The organism is Streptomyces sp. NPDC086777, from assembly GCF_040702065.1.
Classification (GTDB): domain Bacteria; phylum Actinomycetota; class Actinomycetes; order Streptomycetales; family Streptomycetaceae; genus Streptomyces.
Genome location: NZ_JBFBJI010000004.1, coordinates 62,753 through 89,746 on the forward strand (window position 1 = coordinate 62,753; position 26,994 = coordinate 89,746).

The 26,994-nt window shown below is 71.0% G+C and carries 11 protein-coding genes and 1 tRNA gene; 4 read left to right on the top strand and 8 right to left on the bottom strand.

Translation table 11 applies throughout. The features are described from left to right. The first annotated feature begins 10 nt into the window (after window positions 1-10). Window positions 11-14,035 carry a hypothetical protein gene (locus tag AB0472_RS07195; RefSeq protein WP_366354156.1) on the top strand — a complete coding sequence of 4,675 codons (14,025 nt, stop codon included), beginning with the start codon at window positions 11-13 and terminating at the stop codon, window positions 14,033-14,035. A 310-nt stretch (window positions 14,036-14,345) separates the two neighbouring features. Here the strand turns inward: AB0472_RS07195 and AB0472_RS07200 are convergent, their stop codons facing one another. The 3 genes from AB0472_RS07200 to AB0472_RS07210 all read right to left on the bottom strand — a co-directional run bounded on the left by AB0472_RS07200 (window position 14,346) and on the right by AB0472_RS07210 (window position 17,407). Beyond that, window positions 14,346-14,690: a hypothetical protein gene (locus AB0472_RS07200; protein ID WP_366354158.1), complete on the bottom strand. Its 345-nt coding sequence runs from the start codon at window positions 14,688-14,690 to the stop codon at window positions 14,346-14,348. Between the two features lie 12 nt (window positions 14,691-14,702). Beyond that, window positions 14,703-16,313, bottom strand: coding sequence for a polymorphic toxin-type HINT domain-containing protein (locus AB0472_RS07205; RefSeq protein ID WP_366354160.1), 1,611 nt, complete (start codon window positions 16,311-16,313; stop codon window positions 14,703-14,705). Window positions 16,314-16,639: 326 nt separating this feature from the next. Then, window positions 16,640-17,407 (bottom strand): AfsR/SARP family transcriptional regulator, encoded by a 768-nt coding sequence (locus AB0472_RS07210; RefSeq protein ID WP_366354162.1) that lies wholly within the window; start codon window positions 17,405-17,407, stop codon window positions 16,640-16,642. 316 nt (window positions 17,408-17,723) lie between these two features. On the opposite strand from AB0472_RS07210, the gene AB0472_RS07215 reads away from it, so the two are divergent. From AB0472_RS07215 to AB0472_RS07225, 3 genes are read left to right on the top strand one after another with little or no spacing between them, the layout of a single operon-like run. Then, a complete protein-coding gene (locus AB0472_RS07215; RefSeq protein WP_366354164.1) occupies window positions 17,724-20,159 on the top strand; it encodes a glycoside hydrolase domain-containing protein in 2,436 nt (811 codons plus the stop codon). A gap of 17 nt (window positions 20,160-20,176) precedes the next feature. Next, window positions 20,177-21,208, top strand: a complete 1,032-nt coding sequence (locus tag AB0472_RS07220; protein WP_366354166.1) for a hypothetical protein — start codon at window positions 20,177-20,179, stop codon at window positions 21,206-21,208. Then, the gene (locus AB0472_RS07225) at window positions 21,205-21,549 is read left to right on the top strand and encodes a hypothetical protein (RefSeq protein WP_366354167.1); all 345 of its coding nucleotides are present in this window, start codon (window positions 21,205-21,207) and stop codon (window positions 21,547-21,549) included. Before AB0472_RS07220 ends, AB0472_RS07225 begins: the two co-directional genes overlap by 4 nt. Before the next feature lie 436 nt (window positions 21,550-21,985). Here the strand turns inward: AB0472_RS07225 and AB0472_RS07230 are convergent, their stop codons facing one another. From AB0472_RS07230 to AB0472_RS07250, 5 genes are all read right to left on the bottom strand, one after another. Further along, the gene (locus tag AB0472_RS07230; RefSeq protein ID WP_366354169.1) at window positions 21,986-22,369 is read right to left on the bottom strand and encodes a transposase; all 384 of its coding nucleotides are present in this window, start codon (window positions 22,367-22,369) and stop codon (window positions 21,986-21,988) included. Next, window positions 22,312-23,205 (bottom strand): IS4 family transposase, encoded by an 894-nt coding sequence (locus AB0472_RS07235; protein ID WP_366354170.1) that lies wholly within the window; start codon window positions 23,203-23,205, stop codon window positions 22,312-22,314. Before AB0472_RS07235 ends, AB0472_RS07230 begins: the two co-directional genes overlap by 58 nt. A gap of 653 nt (window positions 23,206-23,858) precedes the next feature. Further along, window positions 23,859-23,935 (bottom strand) — tRNA-Thr (locus tag AB0472_RS07240). Window positions 23,936-24,042: 107 nt separating this feature from the next. Beyond that, entirely contained in the window at window positions 24,043-25,659 is a 1,617-nt protein-coding gene (locus AB0472_RS07245; RefSeq protein ID WP_366354172.1) for an alpha/beta hydrolase, read from the bottom strand. 108 nt (window positions 25,660-25,767) lie between these two features. Then, window positions 25,768-26,973 carry a DNA polymerase III subunit delta' gene (locus AB0472_RS07250; RefSeq protein WP_366354174.1) on the bottom strand — a complete coding sequence of 402 codons (1,206 nt, stop codon included), beginning with the start codon at window positions 26,971-26,973 and terminating at the stop codon, window positions 25,768-25,770. Window positions 26,974-26,994: the final 21 nt, after the last annotated feature.

Here is a 26,994-nt window from a genome sequence, read left to right on the forward strand (position 1 = left end):
ACTCCCCGGTATGAGTGTCGAGATGCCCCCCGAGCTGGCCTGGGTCGCCCGGCTTGCGGTCGGTCAGGCCTGGCCCAAGGGCGACGAGGACAACCTGCACGCCCTCGGCCAGGCGTGGAACGACGCCGCGCAGGAGCTCAAGGGCATCAGCGGGCAGATCGGCGCGTCCGGCAACGGGGTGCTGGAGAGCGTGGGCGGGCAGGTCGCCGACGAGTTCCGGGCCTTCGTGACCCAGCTGGAGGCCAGTCTCCCGGAGATGGCCGAGTCCGCGAACCAGCTGGGCAAACTCGGCAAGCACACCGCCGTCCAGGTCGAGTACTCCAAGTACATGATCCTCGGGCAGCTCATCCTGCTGGCCGCCCAGATCGCGGAGTGGATCTTCTTCGCGCCCGAGGTCATCCCGGTGGCGATCACCGCGGCCCGGCTGGCCGTGAAGATGATCCTGCGCCGGCTGCTCATCTCGGTCGCGACCGGTGTCGCCATGAACGTCGGCCTCGACGTCGCCGTCCAGACCATCCAGTTCCTCAAGGGTGACCGCACCGAGTGGTCCACCGACAACACCGTCTCCGCCGTGGTGTCGGGTGCCGTCGGCGGGGCCGTGGGCGGCCTCTTCTTCGGCGTCGGCAGCGTCCTCGCGCCGAAGTTCGCGCACTCGCTGCTCGGCAAGGGCGTCCTCGGCGCGGCCACCGGCATCGGCACCTCCGGGATCATGTACGGCATCTACCACAGCGGGCAGGACGAGTTCGGCACGTCCATCAGCGCGGGCGCGCTGGGCGCGCTGGGCGGCGGCGGCAGGCGTCGGTTCGGCGGCAAGGGCGACACGGTCGAGGTGGACCCCGTCCACGTGAACGTGCCGAACGCGCTCAAGCTCAGCCTGTCCGGCCTGTCGGACCTGCCCGGCCTGCTCTCGGCGGTGAAGACGGAACAGCTGTCCGGCACCGGGACGTTCAAGGACGCGTCGCGGGGCACGGGCACGTCCGGGAAGAACGGAACGGAGACCGGGGCCGGCACCGAGGCCGGCACCGGGACCAGCACCGGGACCAGCACCGGGACCCGGAACGCCACCAGGCAACAGAGCACCAGCACCAGCACCAGCACCACCCATGACTCGTCCGCGTCGTCACCCGTGTCCGTGGCCGCCCACCACGAACACGGACAAGGGCTGCCGGGATTCACCACCACCGTCACCACCACGTCTCACACCGCGCCCCACATCACGTCTCACCCCGCGGTGAACACGACGACGTCCGCCGTCGGCACCTCGTCCGCCACCCGCACCGGGGCACCCGCCACCACGCCCACCCGCCTCACGACGGGCGCCGGCAGCACCCCGAGCACCGGAACCACGGCCGCGAACGGGAGCCGTCCCACCACCTCCACGGGTCCCGGTACGGCCACCGGCACCGCCCGCCCGTCCACGGTGAGCACGGGCCCGGCGACCACCGGCGCCGACCGTGGCACCGGCGTTACCGGCGCCACCGGCCCGGCGCCGTCCGTCCGTGCGGAGTCCGGCACACCGTCGAACGCCGGAACGCACCCGCCGGCCGGACCGGAGAGCGCCGGGCCCACGGAGAACACCGCCACCGTGAGCGCCACGCGGCCCGAGGCCGAGGCCGGTGCCACCGCGCACGAGACCGCCGCCGCGTCGCCGCCGGAAACCACGGCGGTCGCCGGCCGCCCTCGCGGAGAGGCCGCGGCACCGGTTCCGGACCCCACTCCGCCCCCCGGCGGACGGCCCGCCGGGTCCGCCCCGCCCCCTCGTATGCGGCTCGACCGCACGCCCCGCATCGTCGTCCGGTCCGCCTTCGAGGCCCGGCGGTTCGTGTACCGGGGCGAGCCGGTCACCGACCTGACGGTCAGGGTCGCCTTCCGGAACGGCGGCGGGGGGCACGACACGGACGCCGTCTGGGCCAAGGTGACAGCCGGGGTCGAGGAGTACTTCAACGCGCCGGGCTACCACCTGCCCGGCCCGGACCACCGCCCCGGCACCGGTGACCGGCTGCACGTCACCGTGGTGCGCGCGGAGCCGGGTGAGGAGGCGCACCTGACGGTCGACCTCGTCGGCGGTGACGGGGTCATGGACCAGCGGAGGTGGCGGACGGACGCGCAGCCCGTCGAATACGCCCACGAGCTGGGCCACCAGACGCTCAACCTGCGTGACGAGTACCGGGACCGGGCCGTTCCGCACCGCCCCGACGTCAAGGGCGGTCTGATGGGCGACTTCCACACCGACTCGCCCGAGGGGCTGCGCCGGGGTGGTCTGGGCGACCGTCATCTGCAGGTGGGCGCCGCCGTCGTCGGTGACCTCCACCTCGAGGACCTGGGGCTCGCGCACGACGCCGAGTGGGAGCACGCGCGCCTCGCCGCGACGCCCCACAAGCGCGGCCACGCCTGGGTCGACCCGGTCTCCGAGCCGTCGCGCTACGAGAGCCTCGACAGTTCGCGGCCGGGCATGCCGGAGGCCACGGACCCGCGCACCACGCGCCAGCCGGATCTCAGCGCGTTGCTCAACAGCGGACTGGTGAGGCGGCGACAGCCGGACTCGGACTCCGACTCCGAGCACGAGGCGAAGTCGGAATCGGACTCGGTCTCGGACTCGGAGTGGGGCGAGACGCACGGTGACACGGCGGCCGGGCACGGCGCCGCGGCACCGGCGCCGTACCGCTGGACGGCACCGGCCCACACCCACGACACGGCACCGCACGGCATCGGAACGGGCACCGCGGAACAGGCCCATGACCGTCACGGGACGCCGGAACCCGAGGATCCGGCAGAGCACACCGATGCCGCCGGACACCAGGCGGTCGCGGAACAGGCACCCGTTCCCGCCCCGGACGTTCCCCTGCTGGAGTCGTTGCCGCCCGGGCCGTTCGAGGCACCCACACTGTGGGGAGACGATCCCTTCGTCTACTTCGGTCTGACCGTCCAGGAGCACGGGTCCGAGCAGACGATCAATACGGCCCCGACGGCGTACTCCCACGAAGGCACGGCCGCGGATCTCCCGATGGATCTCGGGCAGGGCCATTGGCCGCAGTGGGAGTACCGGAATGCCGCGTACAAGGCGGTGGCGCGTGCGGCCGAGCACCGGCTCGGCCTGATCACCGGCCGGGCGGAGGAGATCGTCCGCACGAAGGAACCGAGCGATCCGGAACGAGGGCGTGCCGAACGGCTGCTGAAGGCGGAGGAGTCACTGAAGCGGGGCGGCTGGCTGCCCGAGTACCGCAGTGAGTTCCTGCGCGTACAGATGCTGATGACGAAGGACGGCTTCCTGGACAGTCTGCCGCGCGAGCTGGTCGTGAACGAGCGCTGGGGCGACCGGTCCGCGGCCGACGCCGACGAGGTGACGTCGTACGCCCTGGTCTCGCCGACCAACCGGTCGGGGTCGATCGGGGGTTCGCTGCACGGGCCCGGCGGTGTGTCCGAGCAGTTCCACGCCTGGCTGAACAGGAACGGAGGCGACAGCGACTGGCTGGCGGACTGGGCTGACGGCCAGTCGGCCGGTTCCAACACCTCCCCGGCGCTGCGCTTCAAGGTGATGCTGAACCATTTCCGTCCGGCGAGGCACCCCGGCGGCTTCTACATGTCCCGCCTCGACGGCCCGGGGGTCAAGGACGGCGATGCCCCGTACCCGGGCCACCCGAACGCCATGCCGGTGGTGGACTTCGCCCCGACGTACGTGCGGAGCATGGTGGCCCAGCACGTCTTCACCCACGAGATCCTGACCCGGGTGAAGATGCCGAACGTGGACCCGGAGCGGGGCGTCGTCCAACTCGTGCGCCTGGACAAGCGGTCCGTGGTGGACGACGCCAACGGTGGACGCACCCCCGCCGTCGGCGCCCGGATCAACCTGCGCCGCGGGCCCGCGGATTCGTACAGCCTGATGAAGCCGTACAAGGACCAGAACAAGACCGACCACGGGCTGGGGGCGTTCTGGGTCACCTCGCAGGAGATCCCGCTGCACCAGGTCTTCGGAACGTACCTGCAGAGCAGAGCGCCGGTCCAGGGGAAGCCCGAACAGACCCTCTTCCTTTACGAGCACGAGAACGAGTTCCTCGCGATGTCCGACGACGTGGAGGCCGTGTTCCACCGGACGGACACGCCCCCCGTGCTGCGGGTGGCCCGCGAGGCGGACGCTCCGCGCTCCGACGAGGCCGCGCCCCGCGCCCCCGTGGCCGGTGGCAGCGGCCGGGAGACGCCGTCCGCGGACACCGACCAGCAGGCACCCGCCGGTACGGGCCACCCGTCCGTCCCCGACATCCGGATCACGGACACGACGGCGCAGCCGCCCGAGTCCGTGCCCGAGTCCTCGCGGTCGGTGGCCCCGGCCGTGGCGCGGTCGCACTACGGCATGCCGGAGAAGAACTTCGACAGGTTCAGGAGTCTGGCGCGGGCGCACAACCTCGTGATCGACGTCCGGCCGACCAACACAGCTGCCCCGGAATGGCTCGATCAGGGGAAGCTGCCGAAACCCAAGGACATCAAGGCGAAGTCCGTCAACGACCTGGACGTGCTGCTGGGCGCCAGGGAGGAACACCGCGGCCTGATCGGGTACTTCGAGCCGGTCAGGCCCGAACGCGGAAACCTCGACGACGCCACCTGGCAGCAGCTCGAAAAGCGGTTCGCGCAGCGTGCCGAGGAGTTCGAGACCCTGGCACCGGTGATGGCCGACCTCCGGCGGCAGGGCCTGTTCAAGGTCGAGAACGGCCTGGTGTACGGCCGCTACGGCGAGGACGGCTGGCGGGAGATCACCGGCGACCACGACGTCTTCGACATCAGCACACCGGGCGGTTCCCGGCTGCGCGGCGAGCCCTACCAACAGGTCGTCAACACCATGATGGACGGCGACATGGGCGTCATGCACGGCGCGCACATGGACTGGGAGCCTGCCACGCCCTTCAGCAAGGGCATCTTCAGCAAGATCGTGGAGTCCCACCAGGAGGGCGGCGAGCCCCTCCTCCGCTTCCGACCCGGTCTCAACGACGCCGAACTCGTGTACGCCCCGGCCGAGTTCCTCATCAGGGGCCGGGCCCCGGAGCCACGCCCGGCACCGGCGGAGCCCACCACCACGCAGGCCGAACCGCCCCTCGCGGACACCGACTCGCCTGCCCCGGCCGCCGACTTGCCTGCCCCGGCCGTCGATTCACCGACCCTGCGCGCCGACTCACCCGCCCCCCGCGCCGATTCACCCGCCCCGCACGCCGAGGACCCGGTGCTCCCCTCGCAGGATCCCGAGGCCGCGGTCGTCGCGCGGCCCGGGGAGCCCGAGACGGCACCCCGCACAGTACCCAAGGCGGCTGTCAGCGAAGGCGGGGACGCCGTCAAGGCCGCAGAGCCCGAACCCGAAACCGAACCCGAACCCGTGACGGCGGAGCCCGAGGGCGACCCCGCGCCGCCTCCCGAGCCCCCCGGTCCCTCCGCCGAGCTGGGCGACCGGCACCTGCGGTCGCTGGCCGGCATCCGGATCACCCACGCCCCCGGCCCCGAGGACCTGCGCGCCCAGGTCCTGGCGACCCTGCCCGAGGCGCACCGCACCGACCGTCAGATCGTCCAGAAGCTGGACGCGGAGTTCGACCCGGCCAACTTCCGCACCCGGCACGAGCAGATGGTCAACGGCGGCTGGCGCTTCCAGATCCGGGTGGCCGGCGCCCCGCACGACGTGGTGCTCACGGCCCGTCCCGACCGCTGGCGCCTGCGCGCCGAACAGGCCACGGCCGAGGAGCGCACGGGCAAGAGCTTCGAACGGTCCGCCGAGGCCAGGCGCGCGGCCGAGCCGAAGAAGACCTCGCTCACCACCTCGGAGGCGGGCCTGGACCTGGCCCCGACGGTGATCCGCCCGGACGGTTCCGGCGCGGACCGGATGGCCCTGATCACCCCTTCGGTCAAGGCGGGCGGCGCCACCCATGCGACCGACACCTCGGTGAAGACGGGTGTCGAGACGGGTACCAGGACCTCGCTCACCGGCCCCACCGACACCTACGTCTCCCGCTTCCACTACGAGGCGACCGTCACCGGCCCCGACGGCCGCCCGCTCGACCGCCCCGCCGGTGGGGGTGCCGTCGCCGACGACGTGATCGCGGAGATCACCCGACCGGAGCCGGCCCCGGCGGACGGCGGCGCCGCCGAGTGGAACGGCTGGGAGAGCGACCGCACCGCCCCCGCGGCGGGCCGTCCGCTCGACGTCACCGGCCTGAGCGCGCTGCACGACGACGTCTTCCGTCACCTTCCTCGCGAGTCCCGCCCCGACGGCACCGCGCACAACGACATCCTGGAGTTCCTGTCCCCGCAGAACGTCGTCGACGGCTTTGAACACGCCGCGGGGTGGGGGCTGACCTCCAAACGGCTCGACCTCACCGGCGGCGGCCACGCGTGGCTCCGGCTCACCCTGGACCCCGAGGTGTCGGTGCGCGAGGGCACGGTCGCGGACAAGGACACCGTCACCAGCAAGGAGACCGGCGAGCACGCCACGGGCCGTACCGACACCTCCGGCTGGGGACTCGGCCTGAACGGCGGCGGCTCGCGGCGGATGTGGCAGAGCGCCACGACGAAGGAGTCCTCCTGGCTGACGGTCACCGGCGGCTACTCCTACGCATACAGCCAGGCCCACCAGGAGAAGGGCAAGCAGACCTTCTCGCTGGAGCGGAGCCTTGAGCACACCGGCACCGGCGACCTGGTCAGGACCGCCGTACGGTTCCGGGTGGAGGTGCTGCGCGAGCGGCTGTCCCCCGGCCCGGACGGCCTGCACGCGGTCCGCACGGACGCCGACCCGGCGCCCGTGCCCGGCGAGCCCCCGCGCGACCCGGAGAACCCGCCCGTCCCCCGCACCGGCGAGGTCCTCCGCGTCCGCCACCACCCGCCCACACCCGCCACCGACACCCCGGGCCCCACCACCGACGCCCTCACCACCGACGCCCCCACCGCCGACGCTCCGGCCCCGGCCCCGGCCACCCGGGTCCCCGACGATCTCAACGCCCCCCTGGTCGCCGAGCGCACCGCCTTCGTCGACGTGCCCGGCTCCCGGGAGCTGGAGCGGCACGTCACCGAGCGGCTGCACGCGCTGGCCCCCGGAGTCCTGCCGCCGCCCGACGGCGGAGCGGGCCGGGTCACCCCGCAGGCCATGGCGAACCAGCGGCTGCTGCGCGAACGCGTCTCGCGGTCCGGGCTGCGCGCCGACGGCGGGCAGCTCCTCGACGGCACCTTCCGGATCACCCTCGACGCCTCCCACCTACCGGGGCTGCCCGGTCGTACGTACGAGGTGGTGGTCCGGGCCGACACCGAGCCGGGCCGCCACGACGGGGCGGCGGCGGGCACCGCGAAGAACACGGTGGCCCGGGGCCACGCCGCCGACAAGGGCGTGACCCGGGGCAGCAAGCACACCCTCGGGGTCGGCGGCAACCTGCGCAGGGCCCTGAACCCGCCCGACACCGTGCGGACGTTCGGGAACGCCGGTGTGGACGGCTCGTACGGTCCGTCCCGTCAGACCGTGGCGTCCAGCGAGACACAGGCCAGGCGGACGTTCCAGCACAAGGGGCCGGCGGACGCGTTCAGTTACCCGGTGACGTACCGCGTCCTGGTCGCCCCGCACCGGGAGGGCGCCCCGCCGGGCACCCTGCCGGCCGCGCGCCCGGCCGCCGGCCGGGGCCCGGACGCGGTGCGCGAGGTACTCCTCGGGCCCGGCGAGCGCCTGCGGGTCGAGGTGCGCCGCCCGGAGCAGTCCGGCACCGCGCCCGTCCATCTGCGGCGGCCCGTCCGGCTGCCCCAGCTGCACGCCGTCACGCGGGTCGCCGACGAAGCGGGGTTCCGGGATCAGGCGCGGACCGCGCTGGAGCAGGTGTACCGGTCCCGCGATCCGGGCACCGTCGAACCGTCACCCGGCCCGCCGCTGGACGAGGCCGTGGCGGCGTTGGCCGGCCACGCCCAGCTGCCCGGTCTGGTCTCCGCCTCGCACGCCGGCTGGGCCAACACGCTCGACCGGCACGTCGGCGACGGCCGGGCCCCCGACACCGTGGGTCTGTCGGTGCGCACCCGGCTGATCGACCTGACCTACCAGGAGACGCTGTCCGGGGACAGCACGCTGGAGCTGGAGCTCAAGGCGAGCGGCGCCACCACCCTCGCCGACCAGACGTCGCTGTCCGTCAAGGGCAACCTCGGCCCGGACTTCGGCCTGTTCCCCGAGACCGCGACCGGTGCGCTGACCACCGGTTTCCAGGTGCGCGGCGGCGGCAAGATCAAGGCCGGCGGCCAGTGGGACACCGCCGACACCCTCACGCAGCAGACCAGCACCTCCCGCAAGGTCGGCCACACCGGTACCTGGCACGTCTACCGGGCCACGGCCGAGCTGAGCGTCGCCGGACGCCTCACCGAGGCCTCCGGCGCCTCGCACACGGGCCGCCCGGTCCGCCGCGACCACGACGTCTACGTCCTCCTCTCCGACGAGGACGTGACCCGGCTGCACACCGCGACGGCCCCCGACACCTCCCCGCCGGGGCTCCGCGCCACCCTCCTGGACCAGGGGGTCTCGGGCGGAGCCCTGGTGGAACTCCCCGACACCGACCCCGTCCTGCGGGAGATCGACCAGCAGTTGCGCGGCCCGAACGGCGACACCGTCCCGGTCGCCGCCCTCCCGTTCGCCGACACCTACGCACCGGACAGCCTCGCCGCCCGCTACGACGAGCTCGTCGGCCCCGGCGTCCTGGACCGGCACGTCGAGGTGACGCGCGCCGGACGGGTCGTCACCGAGGTGCTGGTGCGCGCGACCACCGCCGGCTGGCAGGACGACGGCTCCCGCTCCGCCCGTCCCCTGACCCGTGACGTCACCGCCGTCCACACGGTCAAGGGCAAGGCCGGTGCCAAGGGCACGGTCGGCGCCGACGGCAACCTGCGGGCCTCCGTCCGCCCCCCGGTGCCCCACTTCAACTCGGCCTCCATCACCCCCACGGGCGCCCTCGAAGGCGGCCTGGGCAGCAGCGCCGAGTCCGGCGTGACCACCACCGCCGGCCACAGGACCTCCGGGTACGGCGACACGAGCGCCCGCTTCACCACCGACCTGCGGTACGAGGTGACGGTCACCCGGCGCACCGAGACCGGCCGCTTCGTGAACCTGCCCAAGGAGCCGGCGACGGTGGGCCCGGAGCGGGCCACGGCGTGGGTGCCGGAGTCCCTCACCGAGGACGCGACCGCCGCGCCCCACCCCGGCGCCCCCGACGACCCCGCCCACCCGGGCGTCCCCCTCGCCGACCACCCCTTCGACCTCGAACTGGGCCGCCTCCGCAACCCCGCCCGGTACGCCGCCTGGCAGGACGCCCTGCGCGGGGCGCACGACCTGGTCGGCTTCGACAACACCAAGGCCCTGCACGACACCGCGGTCCAGGTCCAGGCGACCCCGCGTCCCTGGGGCGACGGCGTGCTGGGCCGGACCGGCGCCTCCTACTCCTGGGCCCTCGCGCAGAGCGCCGGCACGGCCCGCTGGGCGGCCCGCACCCTGCTTCCCCCGCATCTGACCGGCACGGTCTCCCGTTTCCTGGCCACCTTCACCGCCGACCCCCGGCTCGGCCCCGGCCACGACCTGAGCCAGGAACAACGCCTCACGGTGGAGGAGCAGTTCGCGATCCGGCAGATGTTCTCCGGCCAGTCCCTGCCCCCCCTCTTCCACCGGCTCGGCGACTCGGACCGCCCCTACCGGGTACCGGGCACCTCCCTCGCCGTCTCGATGGAGGCCATCGGTCCCGCCGCGGAACTGGGCCACCGCGACGCCGCGGCCGACGAACTCTCGGTCGCCGTCAAGGACGAATCGGCCACCGCCGCCACCACCTCCTACAACTGGACGGTCACGCCCGCCGACTTCGCGGTCCTCACCGAGGCCCCGGTCCTCACCGTCCCCCTGGCCACCACCCGCCTCACCCGCGACCAGACCTACGACTCCACGCGTCCGGTCACCCGCACCCCCGGCACCCCGAGCCGCCCCACCCCCGACGCGGCCCTCCCGCACGTGGACCCCACCGACCCGGGCAAGGCCGAACTCACCGGCCCGGCCTCCCTGATGCGCCAGCCCGTCCGCATCACCGTCCACCCCCACGACGACACCGGCCCCTACGGCACCCCCCGCTCCCTGACCGGCCACCTCTTCCACTGGACCACCACCCCGACCCCCGCCCGCCGCCCCGCCGCCGCACCCCCCTCGACCTCCACCCCCACCGAAGTCGCCCCCCGCGCCCCCCGCGACCCCCGCGCCAACCCCACAACCACAAACCTGCCCCCCACCCCCACACCCACCGACCTCCACCCCACGCCACCCACCGAACCCGGCTCCCCCACCTCCACCAACCGCCACTCCGCGCCCCCCACCGAACCCCGCTTCGCCACGCGCTCCGCCATGCCCGCCGGCCTTCGTCCGCCCGCGGCCGCCGACGGCGAATCCGCCCCACAGGGGCCATCCGCACCCGACGACGAAACCGTCACGGGCGGTGCGGGTGGGACCACAAAGGCCGAAGGCGAAGCCGAGGCCGTCCGCACCCACGACATCACCTTCGCCACCGAACACACCTCCGCCCTCACCCCCACCCAGATCGCCGACCTGGACACACTGGCCGCCGACCTCGCCCGGAGCACCGCACAACACACCGAGCACGACCTCCCCACAGTCCAGATCACCGGCCACGCCACCGCATCCCTCGCCGGCCGCCCCCACTTCGGCCGCTCGCTCCAACTCGGCGCCGAACACGCCGAACGCGTCCGCGAGTTCCTCGCTCGCCGCCTGGACGCCCACCTCCGCGACCTCGGCTCCCCCCTCACCTCCGACGCGTTCACGATCACCACCGAGTCGCACGCCCCCGACCCCGCCTCCCGGACCCCGGAGTCCCCCCACCGCGCGGTCGTCACGATCACCCACCCCCGTCCCGGGACCGCGGCCCACGAACCACCACCCCTGCACCCCGCCCAGTGGCGCCCCCGGCGCGACCAGGCGGTCTGGTCCGTGCTCCGCACGGAGCGGTACGACCCCGCCCGCGACCCGGCGGCCGACCGCCCCGCACCCGGACTGCTCGCCGGCCGCGACGTCGTGGTCCGCGCGGCGGTCACCCGGATCCAGGCGGACGACGGACGCTGGGTCCGCAACCTCTCCCTGCGCCTCCCCGTGCGCTTCGGCGACGGATTCGGCCACACCGACCTCGGCGCGTACCGCGATCGCCTCCAGTCCCTGCTGGACACGCACGTCAACGACGGGCGCCGGCTGCCCGGTTCGGGCGACCAGTTGCACATCGACGTGGAACTGGAGCACCGCCCGGACCACCCGGAGGCCGTCGAGATCAGCCGCGGCGAGCGGCCCGACCGCGCCTGGGACCAGTTCACGTTCCCGCTCGGCACGCACGAGGGCGCCCGGGACGACGCCCGCGCCCTCCACGAACTGCTGCACTACGGAGGCCTGCCGGACCGCTACCACGACGCCACGACGCTCTTCCGCCGCCTCGAACGGCAGACCGACCGGACCGGTCTCATGGCGGACATCGACACCATCGACGTACCCGACACGTATCTGCGGGCCATCGCCGAGGTCACCGACTCGGGACCGGTCCTGCGCGACCTGCCGTACACCGCGGACGGAGAGCCTGCCGCCACCGCACCGGGGCTGACCCTGGCCGCGGCCCACGAGTCCCTCCTCTCGGTGGACCCGGACCCGGCTGCCCCGGCCAGGGCCCCGGCCGCCGCACCGTTCGCCGGCCGCTCCGCGGCGTACGTCGCGGAGTTGATCCGCGACGTCCGGCACGAGAGCAGCGTGATGAACGGCGGGCGCAACTGGAGGGGCGCCGGGCGGCCCCGCTTCGAGCCCTTCCGGTACCACGTCGACCGGGCGGACGGCAGCCGGGAGCAGCTCGAGGTGCCCTGGTCCGACAACGCCTACGTCGTCCTGGCCCGTGCCAGGGAAGGCCACATCACCCTGGAGACCCCGAACCGCGCCGTCCGGCTGACGAACCCCGAGGACTTCGCCGCCCTGCTGGCGAACGACCCCCTCCGCCCGCGCGGCGCCGACATCGTGCTGGCCGTGCGCGGGTTCGCGGACGCCCCCGCCGGACTGGCGGAGGCGGTGTTCCGGGCGACGGGACGCCGGGTCTGGACGCCGTCGGGCGGGGCCCTCGACGTCACTTCGGTCCGGACGCACGGGGCGACGGTGGAGCGGATCAAGCTGTCGGGCCCCGATCCGCACTGGGCCGCGACCACGGCCGGGGGCCTGGACGAGTTCGCGCACCTGCAGCCCGAGCCGCTGTCCACCAGGGCGTACACGGTCCTGGCCGCCGACGCCGACGCCGTGCTCTTCCACCGGCTGCCCACCACCCGGATCACGGCCGTGCACTCCACCAGGTCCGGCCCGGATGCCCCCGCACTGCTCCTGCCCACCCAGGAACTCGGCGTGGTGGGGGCCGCGGAGCACCCCGCGATAAGGGTGTCACGGGACCGCACCCTGGCCATCGACACCGGCGGGCTGAGCCAGCACGCGTACGCCACCGAGCGTGCCGTCGCCGAGTCCAACGCGAAGCTGGCCGCCGCCGGCGGCAAGGTACGGCTGGACGCCGATCCCGAGGTCTCCCTCACCCTGCCCCGGACGGACGGAGAGCCCGGTCCCGGACCACGTCTCCTCCGGGTCACCCCACGCTTCCTGACCCGCTCCGGCCGGTCCGAGGAGGAGGCCTGCCGGGACTTCGCACAGATGGTGTCCGGCGAGGTCCGGGCGTCGAACGTGGTGTTCAGGGCGGAGCGGCAGGTCGCGACGGGCCGGATCAGCGCCCTGGACACGGCCGAGGTCACCGGCACCCACCATCTCGCCGAGTCCCTCGCCCGGGTGGCCGACGGCACGATCGACCCGGCGGCCACCGGCCCTGCCTGGGCCGCCGCCCAGATCGCCCGGGACAACCGGGTCGTGGGCGGTCAGGGCGGTGCGCCGCTGCCCGGCCGGGAGTACGGCAGCGCACTCAGCTACGAGGAACCGGACGACCCGCGCCGGCAGGCGCTGACCCGGGCGGCCCGGCGGACCGGGTTCAACGAGGGCGCCTGGGCCCAGGTGGGCGAGGGCTATCTCGTCCAGTCCGTCAACGCGGCGGACGCGTCCGGCAGGCCGACCCTGGAGTTCAACTACGCCAAGCCGGGCGCGAGCAACGGTTCACACTTCGGCTACCACTTCGCGTCCGTCGTCCTGGCCAGCGAGGACGGCCGCACCCAGATCACCCTGGAGAACCACGCCCGGGTCAGCAGGAACCGCGCCGAGATGAACGCGGGGGTCGAGGCGAACCTGCGCAGTTCCGCCGCCGACCTGCGCGAGGTGGCCGCCTCACTGCACGACCGCGCGAGGTACGCGGAACGGGTCGGCGCGTCGGAGGAGCGCCAGAAGACCCTCAGGTCCTGGGCGCGGGTGGCCGACCTGCTGGTCACGGCGAAGGAGGCCCGCGACCGGCGGGCACCCGCGACGGAACAGGACCACACCTTCCGTCAGGCCGCCGCGGCGATGCAGGGCACCGCCCCGATGATCGACGGCAAGGCCCAGTGGTACTTCCGCTCGTACAGCAGACGACCGGGAGAGACCATGCACGAGACCCATGCGGAGCTTCTCTCCGACCACGTCTCGGCCGAGGCGAACCCGCTCACCCTGGTCGTGCTCCACGGGCACGCGGTGTCCGCGCCCGAGCACCGCTCCGTCCCCTTCGAGGCGACCGGTGCCATGGCGGACAGCGCGGGCTACAAGCTGGATTTCCTGGCCGAGCACGTCGTCCGCACCGGCCTCTGGAACCAGACCCACGACCTCCCCCTGCCGACCGTCCACCTGACCGCCCACGACACGGCCCCTCACCCCGACCTCGCCACCACCACCGCCATGGCCACCCAGGTCCGCACCGCACTGCGCACCCGCATAGCCGCCCTCCTCCACTCCCGCGGCTCGACCACCACCCCCGACGCCTTCACCATCACCCTCTCCACCGCCCTCCACCCCGCCACCCTGCAGGTCACCTACGACGTGGACCACTCCCACACCCTCTACCCGAAGCCCCTCTGACCCCCAGCAGGAACTCCCGGTCGTCTCCCGGGAACTCGTGGTCGCGTGCCGGCCGAAACCACCCGTCGTTCGCCTTCTCGATCAACCGGGGATCGTCCCCGCGCACGGTCTCGTCGCGTCGGCCGTCCTCCCGACGGCAGCTGGTGGCGAGCCAGGCGGCCGCCACGGGCAGTGTGCCGTCGGCGCTTTCCGCCGCACACCGCTGCAAGCCCGCGTCGGATATTCGCACGCACAAAGGCTCCGACATGAACAGTGAGTCGCCCACACCTGTGGGCGACTCACTGTTATTACCTGCCGGTCAGGTGACGGACTACAGGGCCCCTATGCGCAGAAATTCGGCATAGATTTGCTGCAGCAGGACCGCATACCGATGATGGGCGTCGACAACTTCTCGCTCTTCGGCGGCCATGCCTTCACCGAATCGTTCCAGGCGAGAGATGATCCCGTCGAGCAGCCCCATGACATCCGCCTGACTCGGTCTGAATATCCCCTCGTCGACGAAAGGGATCACCTGCGTCACATGTTCGTCGGCGAGAGCCAGGTCGCCATGGATGAGCGCAAGGTTCTCTCCCGCGCGCAACAGATTCTCACCGCGGCGCAGACCGGGAAACGGCAGGGATCGCCACAGGGCGTATCTCTCCATGAAATCCGACAACGACTCCTCCTCTCAGTGGTCGGCGCCGTACCAGAAGGTCACGGGCTTGCCGCCGGAGCCGATGATCCCGCCCTTACCCGTCTGGGGATCCACGTACTTTATCCCGCGCGCACCGTCCGCCAGCGTCTCCAAGCTGGCGTTGAGCCCCCTCTTCCCTCCTGGCTGGGCAATTCTCGTCGCCCAGTCCTGCGCATCCTGGAGGTTCTGCTCGCGCGTGATACCGAGCTCCTTTGCGTGCTTGTCCCAGTGATATTCGAACTGAACCTGAGAAGATCTGCCGCTGGGGTTGTGGAAGACTTCGCCGATCTTCTCCGGGCACAATCCCGAATTGTGCACCAGTACGGGCACCGTGGCGGCGAGCACATAGTACGTGTGGATGTCGGCGACGGTGAAGTTGTACACCGTGGCCGACTGAGTCCATCGGCGGACCGCGGTGATCGTGACCGCGGCCCCGGAGGACGCGTCGAGTTGTTCGCCGACGACCAGGTCGGTGGCGTCGACCCATGCGCCGAGCTCCGGGACCCAGAACGGGTGTCCGTCCGTCGCGATGACCGAAGCGGTCCGCTTCCCGCCCTCGGCCTCGATGGACAGGGTGATCCTGACCAGGTGCTTCAGACCCTTGCCGGTGATCTCGGCGGTGACCGTCTTGACCGTGGTCCGGCCGGTCTTCGGGTCCGTGGCCAGGACCTTGTCCCCGGTCTTCACGTCCTGGATGGGCTTGGTCGTGCCGTCGGCCATCAGGACTTCGGTGCCGGGGACGAAGCTGTTGCAGGGTCTCGAACTGCCGCCGGCCCCGCCGAGATAGGCCAGCAGTGCGGTGGCGACGGTGTCCCGGATGACGTTGCCGCGTGCGACGGCCGCGGCCTTCTCGTTGCATTCGTCGGCGTGGTAGACGCAGTAGGTCGCCGCGATCTCCTTGGCCTTCGCCACGTCCTTTCCGCCGTGCAGCACGTAGAGACAGGCCTGGCGGCATCCCTCGCGGCCGTAGCAGGCGGAGCCCGCCGTGGACGACTCGTAGGCCGGGTTGTCCCAGAAGTCGTCCGTGAACTCCCCGTTCATCCGGGGGGACCAGAAGTTGTCCGCCAGCTTGTCGATGTCGTTCGTGACGGGGGTGTTCGACGCCACCCAGTGCTTCTTCGCCGCCTGGGAGCGCTTGTAGATGTTGCCGCGACGGTAGTCCGACGTGCCGGTCTTCGAGTCGTAGCCGACTTCCTCCTGCTCGTGCTTGCTGCAGTACTTGATGTCGTACTGGCAGGAGTTGGGCTTGGAGCCGATCTCCGTGCCCGCCGGGTCCGAGTAGGTCAGCGGGTTGTTGTTCGCGTAGCTGTACCCGTGCATCTGCTGCGGGTCGTCGGCCGTGAAGACCGGGTCGACCGACAGGAAGCGGCCCGTGGCGGGGTCGTACTCGCGCGCACCGAGGTGGGTGAGGCCCGTCGCGGTGTCGTTGGTACCGCCGACGAAGCCCCTGGTGCCGGTCCAGGTGCTCGGCACGGTGCCGCGCAGCCCGCCGAACGGCAGACTCCGGCGCTGGGTCACTGCCTGCGTGTCGGCGTTGACGGACAGCTGGGCGGTGCCGTGGTGGTCGGCCAGGGTGAAGGAGACGGTGCCGTCGTCTGCCTGCACGGCCTGGTGGCCGCCGCCGAGGTCGAAGTAGCGGGTGCCCTTGGCCGCGGTGGCGCCCGTGGCCAGGGTGACCTCGGTGGTCCCGAGGTAGAGCGTGGTCTCCGTCGGGGTGCGGCCGATCAGACGGTTGCCGTCGGCGTCGTCCTCGGGCCGCGACCTGCAGATTCCGCCGGCCTGATCGACTAAACCGCCGGGCGGGACGCCACCTCATAACGGTCGAGCAAGTTGAGTAATCCGTGTTTTCCCTCTCGTGTCGCCATGGGGTGATCGCGGCACTCGGCGACATGCCGTCTCCGCCCCGGACGAGGACGGCGCCTGAGGACGCGTCAGCGCCGGGAACCCGTGACCGGGGCCGTGCCGTTGAGGATCGCGTCGAGGGCCTGGCGAACCTCGCGGCCCGGCCCGACCGCGAGACCCTCCCCCAATCGATGGGCGAGGCGCGCGTACACGACATGGGCTTCATGGGCTCGGCCCTCGTCGTACAGCGCCGTCATCAGAAGCGCGACTCCGCGTTCCCGGAGCGGGTACTCCCCGACGTGCCGCAGAAGCTGCGGGATCACTCCGCCGCCACGACCGGTGGCGATCGACAGGGCGAAGTATTCCTCGGCCGCGATCGCCCGCTGCTCCTCCAGCGCCGCCGCATGCGAGGCGAAGCTCGGTAGGTCGAGCCCGTCGTACACACTGCCGCGCCACAGCGCCAGCGCCCGCTCGTACAGGCCGAGGCTGGACTCCACCTGGCCGAGCGCTTTCGCCGACCCCGCCTCGGCCCAGAGCCGGGAGAACACGACGTGGTCGATCCGTTCGGCGTCGATGTCGAACACGTAGCCGTCCCGCACCCGGTCGAGACTCACGTCGGCGACACCCGACGCAGTGATCGCCCGCCGAACGGATCCGAGGCAGTTCATCGCCTGCTCGCGTGCCGTCCGCGGGGGATTGGTGTCCCACATCGCGTCGACAAGCGCATGCGTGGAAATGAATGCGTTCGGCCGTGTCATCAGAGCCGAGAGAATGATCCATTCACGCCTGCGATTCGCACCGATGCTGGACTGGAGAGGCTCGGCGTACGGCTGTCCGAGAATCCCGAAGTCGGGCATCGGCCATCCTTTCGGCAGGTGACGGGACCAGGAAAGTACGCATAACGCCATACAAAATCACGCGATCGCATGTTCGAAAGTATAGATACAGCGGAAACCGCCACCGCGCCCGGGTGCGACTATTTACTATTTTTTAAGACTAGCAAATTCCATCATTCCAGGCGCATTGGATGATTTTACGAGTCCAGGGTGCAGCAAGGCAGAGTGCACACACACCTGGACGAATCAACCCGCGCCGCCTACAGCCCCGGCCTGCACGACGGCACGGCCCACGCGCCCCGCAAGCGCCTTTCAGCGGTCCGGCGATGATCTGGCGATGATCTGGCGATGGAGCAACGATGAAGCGACCTGCCATCTTCGTGCACATCGGGTCACCGGCAGCGAGAAGGACCACCCTATGGATCAGATGGTTCTCAAGGCACAGCAATGGGTTAATGCGACATACACAGGAATATCCGGGTACAACCCGTGCATCGAGAACGGAATAACCGGTTGGGCGACGATCTACTGTCTCACCCGAGCACTCCAGCACGAACTCGGCATCACCGCGCTGTCCGACAACTTCGGGCCGACGACATGGGCGGATCTGAGCGCGTACGGCCCGGTCGGGCGGGACTCCGCCAACATAAACATGCGGACCATCGCAGAGGCGGCTCTCTACTGCAAGGGCTACAGCGGCGGTGACATCGACGGCGGCTTCAACGTGGACACCGGTGCCGGCCTGACCGCCCTGGTGGCGGACATGGGCCTGCCGGGTCCGCCGCCGGACACCCAGCTCTACGACGTGGAACCCAAGGTCTTCAAAGCACTGCTGACCATGGACGCGTACGTGAAGACGGCCGGCGGCTCCGACGCGATCCGGACCTGCCAGCAGTGGCTCAACAGCGCGTACTACCAGAAGGGCCAGTTCTTCATCGGCCCGTGCGACGGGCACTTCTCCCGCAACGTCCAGCAGGCCCTGGTGCTGGGCATCCAGTACCAGATGGGCCTGACGGACAGCCAAGTGACGGGCTCCATCGGACCGACCACCGAAGGGGCGCTCAAGACGGTCGCCTATGTGTCCAGCGGCACACAGGACTCGGGGTCGGTCGGCTGGGTCCGCTTGTTCCAGTGTGCCGTCGCGTTCAACAACTATGACGCGCACTGGGGGGACGACGGCGGGACATTCACCTCTGACCTGGCTTACACGGTGACGCGCTTCCAGCAGTTCTGCTCGCTCGACTCCACCGGGGCCGCCGACTACGAGACGTGGATGTCGCTGCTGGTCTCGACCGGGGACCCGGACCGCCAGGGCACCGCGTTCGACTGCATGTATCCCCTGAACGCGACGACGATCCAGACGGTGAAGGACAACGGGTACTCGATAGTCGGCCGTTACCTCATCGGCGGCACGAGTAAGGTGCTGACCAACTCCGAGATCGCGCTGATCTTCGACAACGGCCTGTCCCTCTTCCCGATCTATCAGGACGAGGGGAACGTGATCACCGACTTCGGCCCCGAACTGGGGGTCGCGGCCGGAAACGACGCGGCCGGAGCCGCGATGGCCTTCGGTATCCCGTACGGCACGGTCATCTATTTCTCGGTCGACTTCGACGCGACCGACGACGACATCACCAGCGTGATCATTCCGCACTTCCAGGGCATCAACGACGGAGTGGGCGCGTACGGCAGCCAGTACGCGATCGGTGTGTACGGGTGCCGCAACACCTGCATCCGCCTGGCGGCCGAGGGCCTCACCACACGGAGCTTCGTCAGCGGTATGTCGACCGGCTACAGCGGTAATCTCGGCTATCCGCTCCCGGACAACTGGGCCTTCGACCAGATCAAGGACTTCACACTGGCCCCCGGCACCAGTGGCGCGGTGGAGATCGACAACGACATAGTCTCCGGCCGGGACCTGGGCATCAACAGCGTGACCCGGGCGCGCGATGCCAACGACGGCTTCTACACTTACCTGATCTGGCTCGAGGCCAGGGCCGGCCAGTGGATCGACCAGGGACACACCGACCGGTCCGCACCCGTACTGGTCGCACAGTACCTCCGGGCACGCGACGGGCTCTACAAGTTCGCGGGTGCCGACACCACCTTCGGCTCGCTCGACCAGGATTTCGTCGACTTCGTGAACGCCTATCCCGACGAACCGTTCGCGAGCCCGCTGCGCGACCCCGACCTGCTGTGGGATACCGACGTCGCTCACTTCGGTGCGTCGTTCGGCGCCGTCATCACCACCGGTCTGGACGACGACCTCACATCGGCCAACCTGGCGGACTTCGGGACCTGGGGCGGCGATCTCGTCAGCGTGCTGGGGCAGTTCTACCAGAGCGGCCTGTCCGACGACCAGGCATACGATTTCGCCGCCGGTCTGATCGCCGGCAAAGCCGACGGCACGTACTTCTCGCTCGGCGACGTCCTCGCCGATATCGACGCCTGGGTCCTGGGCCACGCCGCCCTGCAGGACTCCAGCCAGAAGCTGTCCGCGGGATTCCAGGCGAACTACGCGACGCCGGCCGATTCCGTCGCGCGGCGCAAGGCGTTCTACGCGCTCCGGTTCGGCAGTTCGAGCGACACACTGGGATCGGCGGCCGTGAGTGCGATGGCCCGCGGCACCGCCGAGATGGCCGCCATCCGAGGAGCCTTCTGGTACGACCAGTTCGGATCGGTGACCTGCCCCTCCCCTGAGTTCATGTCCGCCGACGCACTGGGCGGTGTGGCGGCGGCATTCCGCGACGCCGTCCTCCAGTACTGCTCATGACGAATCGAGGACGTGACATGAACGAACCGAAGGTCACCCGTCGGCAGGTCCTCGCCCTCGGAGGTCTGACCCTGGGCGTCGCCGCCGTCACCGTCGCCGGTGTGGGCGGCCCGGCGTGGGCCGATTCCGCCGCCGACGTGGTGCTGGTGCCGGTCGGCGCGAGCCCGGTCGCGGTCCTTCGGAGCGTCGGTGTCCAACCGGCGGCGTTCCCCAGACAGTTGGCCGTGCGGGTCCAGCACACGGACGTGGCTCTTCCGGCCGGGACCGAGGTGGCCGTCACCTACGACCCTCGGCTCTACTCCCCGCTCCCGGCCGCGGTGGCCACCGTCGACGACCGTCGGCTGCGCACGACGAGCACGATCACCACGGACCCCAGGACGACGCTCGCGACCTGCACGGTCACCCTGTCCGAAACCGTCGCCGCGGGCAGTGATCCGGTGGTCGTCGTGGGAACCGCGTACCCCGTGCTCTATCCGCACGATCTCGTCGTCGGGCCCGCGGACGCGACCGCCGCCGTGAGCCGGAAGAACGCGAAGGCGAGCGGCCGACGGAGCCTTCAGCCGCGCCGGCCGAGCACGTTCGGCGGTGTCGCCACACCATGGGGCCTTGAGGTCAGCGGTGTGTGGGGCCGCCACGAGTGGGCGAACGGAAAACGGTGGTACTACTATCCGATACAGGTCACGGTGCACAGCGTCGGACCGGGCCCGGCCCCCGCGGCCGTGTCCTTCTCCGTCGCACTGGACCCCCAGATCGTGAGCGACGTCAAAGTCGCCACCGCCCAGCTCAATCACAAGGTCCACGACGCCGGTGTACGACTCCTTGCGCGTACCCGCACCGCGTCGTTGTTCGAAACCCACTGGAGCACAACGGTGAAGCTCAAGTCCGGTGACCGGCTCGATCTGGGCCTGGAGGTGACGACGCGGAAGCCGGCGGGCGATCTGTCGACCATCAAGCACCCCTTGGTAGGGCTGATCGGCATGGGCAACCACGTCACCCAACGGCAGACCGGCCGGAACTCCATGTCGCGGACCGATGCAGTGTGGCAATGATCAGTGGCTACGTGTGGATCCTGCCGGCGGTGACCATCGTCGGCTGGATCCTGTCGTGGTGGGGAACACGGCGGATCCGGTGGTGCCTCCTCGGCGCCGCGACCCTCACCTCCGTGTCCTGCCTCGTCATCGGAGACCATGAGAAGGGGCCGCAGATCAGCCCGGGAACCATCGGCTGCTCACCGGCCCTTAAGTGCATGGACTGGCGTGGGATCTACTGGCTGGAGGCCGGACTGATCGGCTTCGTGTGCTGCCTGGCGCTGCTGCTCGTGACCATCGTGGCCGAAATAGTGCTCTGGTTCGATCGTCGCAAGGCGGCCTCCGCGGAATCACCGGGCTGACCTGATGACCGGGGCGCGGTGCCGCCGCGCCGACTGCCTCGGTCTATCCCCTCGTCCGCACCCGAGTCAGGCTCAAGTGGCCGCCCGGAAAGTGACCCCCGTCTGCCATCGGCGGTTCGACCGGGAGACGACAACGCGGTTGCGCATCAATCCGGCGGCGGAGAAGTCGTCCACCTTGGCCGTCTACTGGTCCTACCTCCACGATCGCCCGATGGCGTCCCGCCGAGTGCAACGCCGTTGCATTAGCCGTCGGGCCCGGCGTCAATGTCTCCGTCCTTGACCATCTTGAAGTCCAGTGTGTACGTCTGAACCGTGCGTGGATGTTGGTCCCGTTGGAACTGGTACTTGCTGGATGTCTTGCGGTATCGGGCCTTCAGACGCTGGCGGCGCTGTTCGGGGCGGAGGTTGGCCAGCACGGCCCGGCCGATGGCCCCGATCAACGACGTCGTACTGCCCCGGGCAGGCCCCGGGCGACGATGACCTGGTCCGCGGCGGCCTGGAAGAGAACGGTGAAGCTCACCCGCTGGACGGACAGTCCCGGCGTGGCCGTCGTGACATCGCCGGCCATGCGGACCAGCGCCTGGTGGACCGTCAGCAGCGCGAAGATCTCCTGCTCAAGACCGGGAACACTGCGCGAACGCAGCACTCGCCCGTCCAAGATCGTGGACTTCAGCGAGAAATAGCAGGTCTCCGCCTGCCAGCGCCGGTGGTAGAGCCGCAGCAGGTCGTCCGCGGTGTGGCTGTCGGCATCCAGCAGATTCGTCAGCAGCCGCCACAGCTCCGTGCGCCGCGTACCGTCGGCGAGGACGACGTGAGCCACGCCTCGACGACCCGCACCTGAACCCGCTGCCCGTTCGCCCTGGCACGGTAACGGCGCGGCAGGACCGCTGTGAGGTAGGAGCCGTCAGGCAGCGGGCGGCGCACGGTCGGGCGCCGCTTGCGGGTGGAACGCAGCACGAAACGCGCCCCGGTGCCCTGCATGGCCTGAAGGAAGTCGAACGCGTCGTAGTAGGCGTCGGCCAGTAAGAGCATCGATGCATCGAGATGTCCCAGCAGACGGCGTGCGTAAGCGAGTTCGCCGACGTCGTCGGGTCCGAAGACCGCGTCCACCAGAGCCCGTGTGCCACACTCCACGAGGGCCACCATGCGCACCAGCGGGTAGCCGAACGCACGGACCCTGCCGATGTGTTTGCGAAAGTGCCGGGTCACCGTTTCCTCGTCGGGAGCGGACAGGGTGGTGCCGTCCACGGCGACCAGGCGCAGGCCCTGGTAGAACGCGCAGGACTGGCGGTGGTCGGCCACGGGCCCGGCCAGGATCGAGAACAGATGACGCAGCGGACCGCTTCCCAGCCGGCGCCGGGCACGGGCCAGCGACGAGGCGCACGGATGGGCCACGGGCACGCTGCCCAGTCCCGCCGTGAGCTTGGCCCATACCGCCTGGTAGGAGGATCGCTCGAAGAAGGCGAGAGCGAGCACGAAGTACACCACGACACGCGCCGGGAGCAGCCGTAGCCGCTGCTGTCGGACACCGGTGTCCTCCAGGACCGCGTCGACCAACTCGGGGTCGATGATCTCGGTCAACTCGCCCAGATGACCGGGCGCGTACACGTCCAGGGCTGTCGCGCCGGACCTGACGCTGACAGAATTCTGCGGCAACGGGACCTCCGGGACACTCGCAATGGCTTCGACACCATGCGAACTACCAGAGGTCCCGCCCTCTTGACAGGGCGCACACATCCTTAACGCACTGGCGTTGCACGTGGCGGGACGCCATCGCCGTGCGCCGTGTGAAAGTTGACCCGCTGCGTCGCCGAGATCACACAGGCCGTGGCAGGAAGATCGTTCTAGGCCTCCTGGTGAACGGCGACGAGGGGCGTCTGCCTCGGCAATCAAGAAAGAGGCTGGAGGACTACATCCGCGGGGCAGCGAAGTTCGGATTCGCCGCCCATGTCGAACACATCAGGTTCAGCTCACTGCAGGGGTTCATCCACCATGTCGACGGGCTGTCGGCCTATGCCCATTGACCCGCCAGTGGGAGGAACTGCTGGCCACCGAGGGCTTCTCCGTTCTGGAACGTAGCCGGTGGTGACGCGGGAGCCGATTTGTCAGGTGTTCACAACAGCGATGACAGCGGACGGCAACTATTCACGCTTCTCCGTGGCCGCCCCTCTGCACTCTCGCTGCGCACGCGGCCACCCCTTGGCCACCCCCGCTCACGCAGCCTCATTGCGCCCCCACGAGGGCGGTCCGCCTGCCGCACCCGAACAACAGAAAAGCCCAGGTCAACGGCGTCTGACCCGGGCCTTTCGTGGAGCCGCTTTCGGGATTCGAACCCGAGACCTACGCATTACGAGTGCGTTGCTCTGGCCATCTGAGCTAAAGCGGCGCGTCGCCCACACTATGGTGCGATCAGCGACGTCGGTAAGTCTACACAGTTTCCGGGGGTGCTCCGCACACGCCCCGGAGCGGGGGCTCCGGGGGCGGTCGCAGGTGCTATGAGCAGCGCTTTCCCCGCCCCGGTGGGGTGCCGTGGAGGAGGTAGGTGTCGATCGCGGAGTCGATGCAGGTGCTGCCCCGGCCGTAGGCGGTGTGGCCGTCGCCGACGTAGGTGAGGAGGCGGCCCGAGGAGAGCTGGCCCGCCAGGGACTGGGCCCAGGGGTAGGGGGTCGCGGGGTCGCGGGTGGTGCCGACCACGACGATGGGGGCGGCGCCCTTCGCCTCGATCCGGTGCGGCTCGTCGGTGGCCCGTACCGGCCAGTACGCGCAGTTCAGCGATGCCCACGCCAGGTTCGGGCCGAACACCGGCGACGCCTTCTCGAACTCGGGCAGTGCCTTCTCGACTCCCTTGGGGCCGGTGAAGGCGGGCGGCAGGTCCAGGCAGTTCACCGCGGCATTGGCGAACATGAGGTTCGAGTAGCGGCCGTCCGCGTCCCGCTCGTAGTAGCTGTCGGAGAGGGCGAGCAGGCCCGCGCCGTCGTTGTCCTTCATCGCCGTGTGCAGGGCGTCGCGCAGCCGCTCCCACTCGGCCTGGTCGTACATCGCCGCGATCACGCCGGTCGTCGCCAGGGACTCGGTGAGCTTGCGGCCGTCGGGGTCGCCGGTCGGGACGGGGTGCGCGTCCAGCTTCTTGAAGAACGTGCCGAGGCCGTCCGCGATCTGCGTCGGCGTGCTGCCCTTGCCGCCGAGCGGGCAGTCGGTGCGCTTGGCGCAGTCCCTGGCGAAGGACTGGAACGCCGTCTCGAACCCCGCCGTCTGCTGGAGGTTCAGCTCACGCGCGGACAGGGACGGGTTCATCGCCCCGTCCAGGACCATCCGGCCGACGCGTCCCGGGAACAGGCCGGCGTAGGTCGCGCCGAGGAAGGTGCCGTAGGACGCCCCCACGTAGTTCAGCTTCGGGTCGCCGAGCACCGCCCGGAGGATGTCCATGTCCCGTGCCGAGTCGACGGTGGAGACATGGCGCAGCAGCTGTGCCGAATGCTTCCCGCAGGCCGCGGCGAACGTCGTGAACTCCGCGACCAGTCGGTCCGTCTCCTGCTGGTCGTCGGGGGTCATGTCGGTCTCGGTGAACGTGTCCATCTGCGGCCCGTCCAGGCACTCGACGGGCTCGCTGCGGGCGACTCCGCGCGGGTCGACGGCGACCATGTCGTAGCGCGCCCGCACCTCGGCGGGGTAGCCGATGCCCGCGTACTGCTGGAGGTAGTCCACCGCCGAGCCGCCCGGCCCGCCGGGGTTGACCAGCAGCGAGCCGAGCGGCTTCGTCCTGCCGGTGGCCTTCTTGCGGGCGACCGCCAGCCGGACGTCACCCGCGCCGGGCTCGGCGTAGTCCAGCGGGGCCTTCATCGTCGCGCACTGGAAACCGGGGACGCCGCACTCCCGCCAGGTGAGCTTCTGGTCGTAGTACGGCGCCAGCGCGGACGGTGTCGAGCGGGGCAGCGCGGCCAGCTGGGCGATGCCGGCCGAGGTGGACGCCGACGTCGCCGTCGACGCGCTCCCGGCGGTGGAGCACGCGGAGGCGAGCAGGGCGGCGGCCGAGAGCAGGGCGGCCGCCATCGTCCGGGTGCGGGCCCGGGATCGAATTGGGGTCCGGCGGGTGATTCGCCTGATGTGCATCAATCGAGCGTAACGCCGCGAAATGATCTCCGTGCCGTGCGCGACGACTGTGGCTCGTACGGGTGACCCCGGTCAATGCCGCGCACCCCCAGGCCCCGGATGCCGACGTCAGCCGGCTCTGAGCGCCATCGTCATCGCCTCCACCGCCAGCAGCGGCGCCACGTTCCGGTCGAGGGCTTCCCGGCAGGCGGCGATCGCCTCGATCCGGCGCAGTGTGGCCTCGGGCGAGCCCGCGCGGGCCAGCCGCTCCAGGGAATCCTCGGCGTCCGCGTTGGCGATCGCGACCCTGGAGCCCAGCTGGAGCGCGAGGACGTCGCGGTAGAAGCCGGTCAGGTCGGTGAGTGCGACGTCGAGGCTGTCGCGCTGGGTCCTGGTGCGGCGGCGCTTCTGCATGTCCTCCAGGTCCTTCATCACGCCTGCCGTGCCGCGCGGCAGGCGACCGCCCTGGGCCGCGCCGAGCGCCGCCTTCAGCTCCTCGGTCTCCTTGCCGTCCATCTCCTCGGCGAGCTGCTTGGCGTCCTCCGCCGCCGCGTCCACCAGCTCCTGGGCGGCCTTCAGGCAGGCGCCGATCTCGTCCAGCCGCAGCGGCAGCTTCAGCACGGCCGCGCGGCGCTCGCGGGCAGCCGGGTCGGTGGCCAGCCGGCGGGCCCGGTCGACGTGCCCCTGGGTGGCGCGGGCGGCGGCCGCGGCCGCCTGGGGCTCGATGCCCTCGCGCCGGACGAGCATGTCGGCGACCGCGTCCACCGAGGGCGTGCGCAGGTTCAGGTGGCGGCAGCGGGAGCGGATCGTGGGCAGCACGTCCTCCAGCGAGGGCGCGCAGAGCAGCCAGACCGTCCGGGGGGCGGGCTCCTCCACGGCCTTCAGGACGGCGTTGGCCGATTTCTCGTTCAGCCGCTCGGCGTCCTCGACCAGGATGATCTGCCAGCGTCCGGTCGCCGGGGCGGTGTACGACTTGCGGACCGTGTCGCGCATGTCCTTGACCAGGATCTCGGCGCCGACGGCGGCGACCGTGGTGACGTCCGCGTGGGTACCGACCAGTGCGGTGTGGCAGCCGTCGCAGAAGCCGCAGCCGGGGACGCCGCCAAGGGCGCGGTCGGGGCTCACGCACTGGAGGGCGGCGGCGAAGGCCCGCGCCGTCTGGCTGCGGCCGGCGCCGGGCGGGCCGGTGAACAGCCAGGCGTGCGTCATCTTCGACGACTCCGGCGGCGGCTGGTCGGTCGCGGCGGCGGTGACGAGGGCGTCCGCGTCGCGGGCGGCGGCGGTGAGCACCTCGCTCACCCGCTCCTGCCCGACGAGGTCGTCCCACACGGTCATGGGTCACGCCGCCTTTCCTCA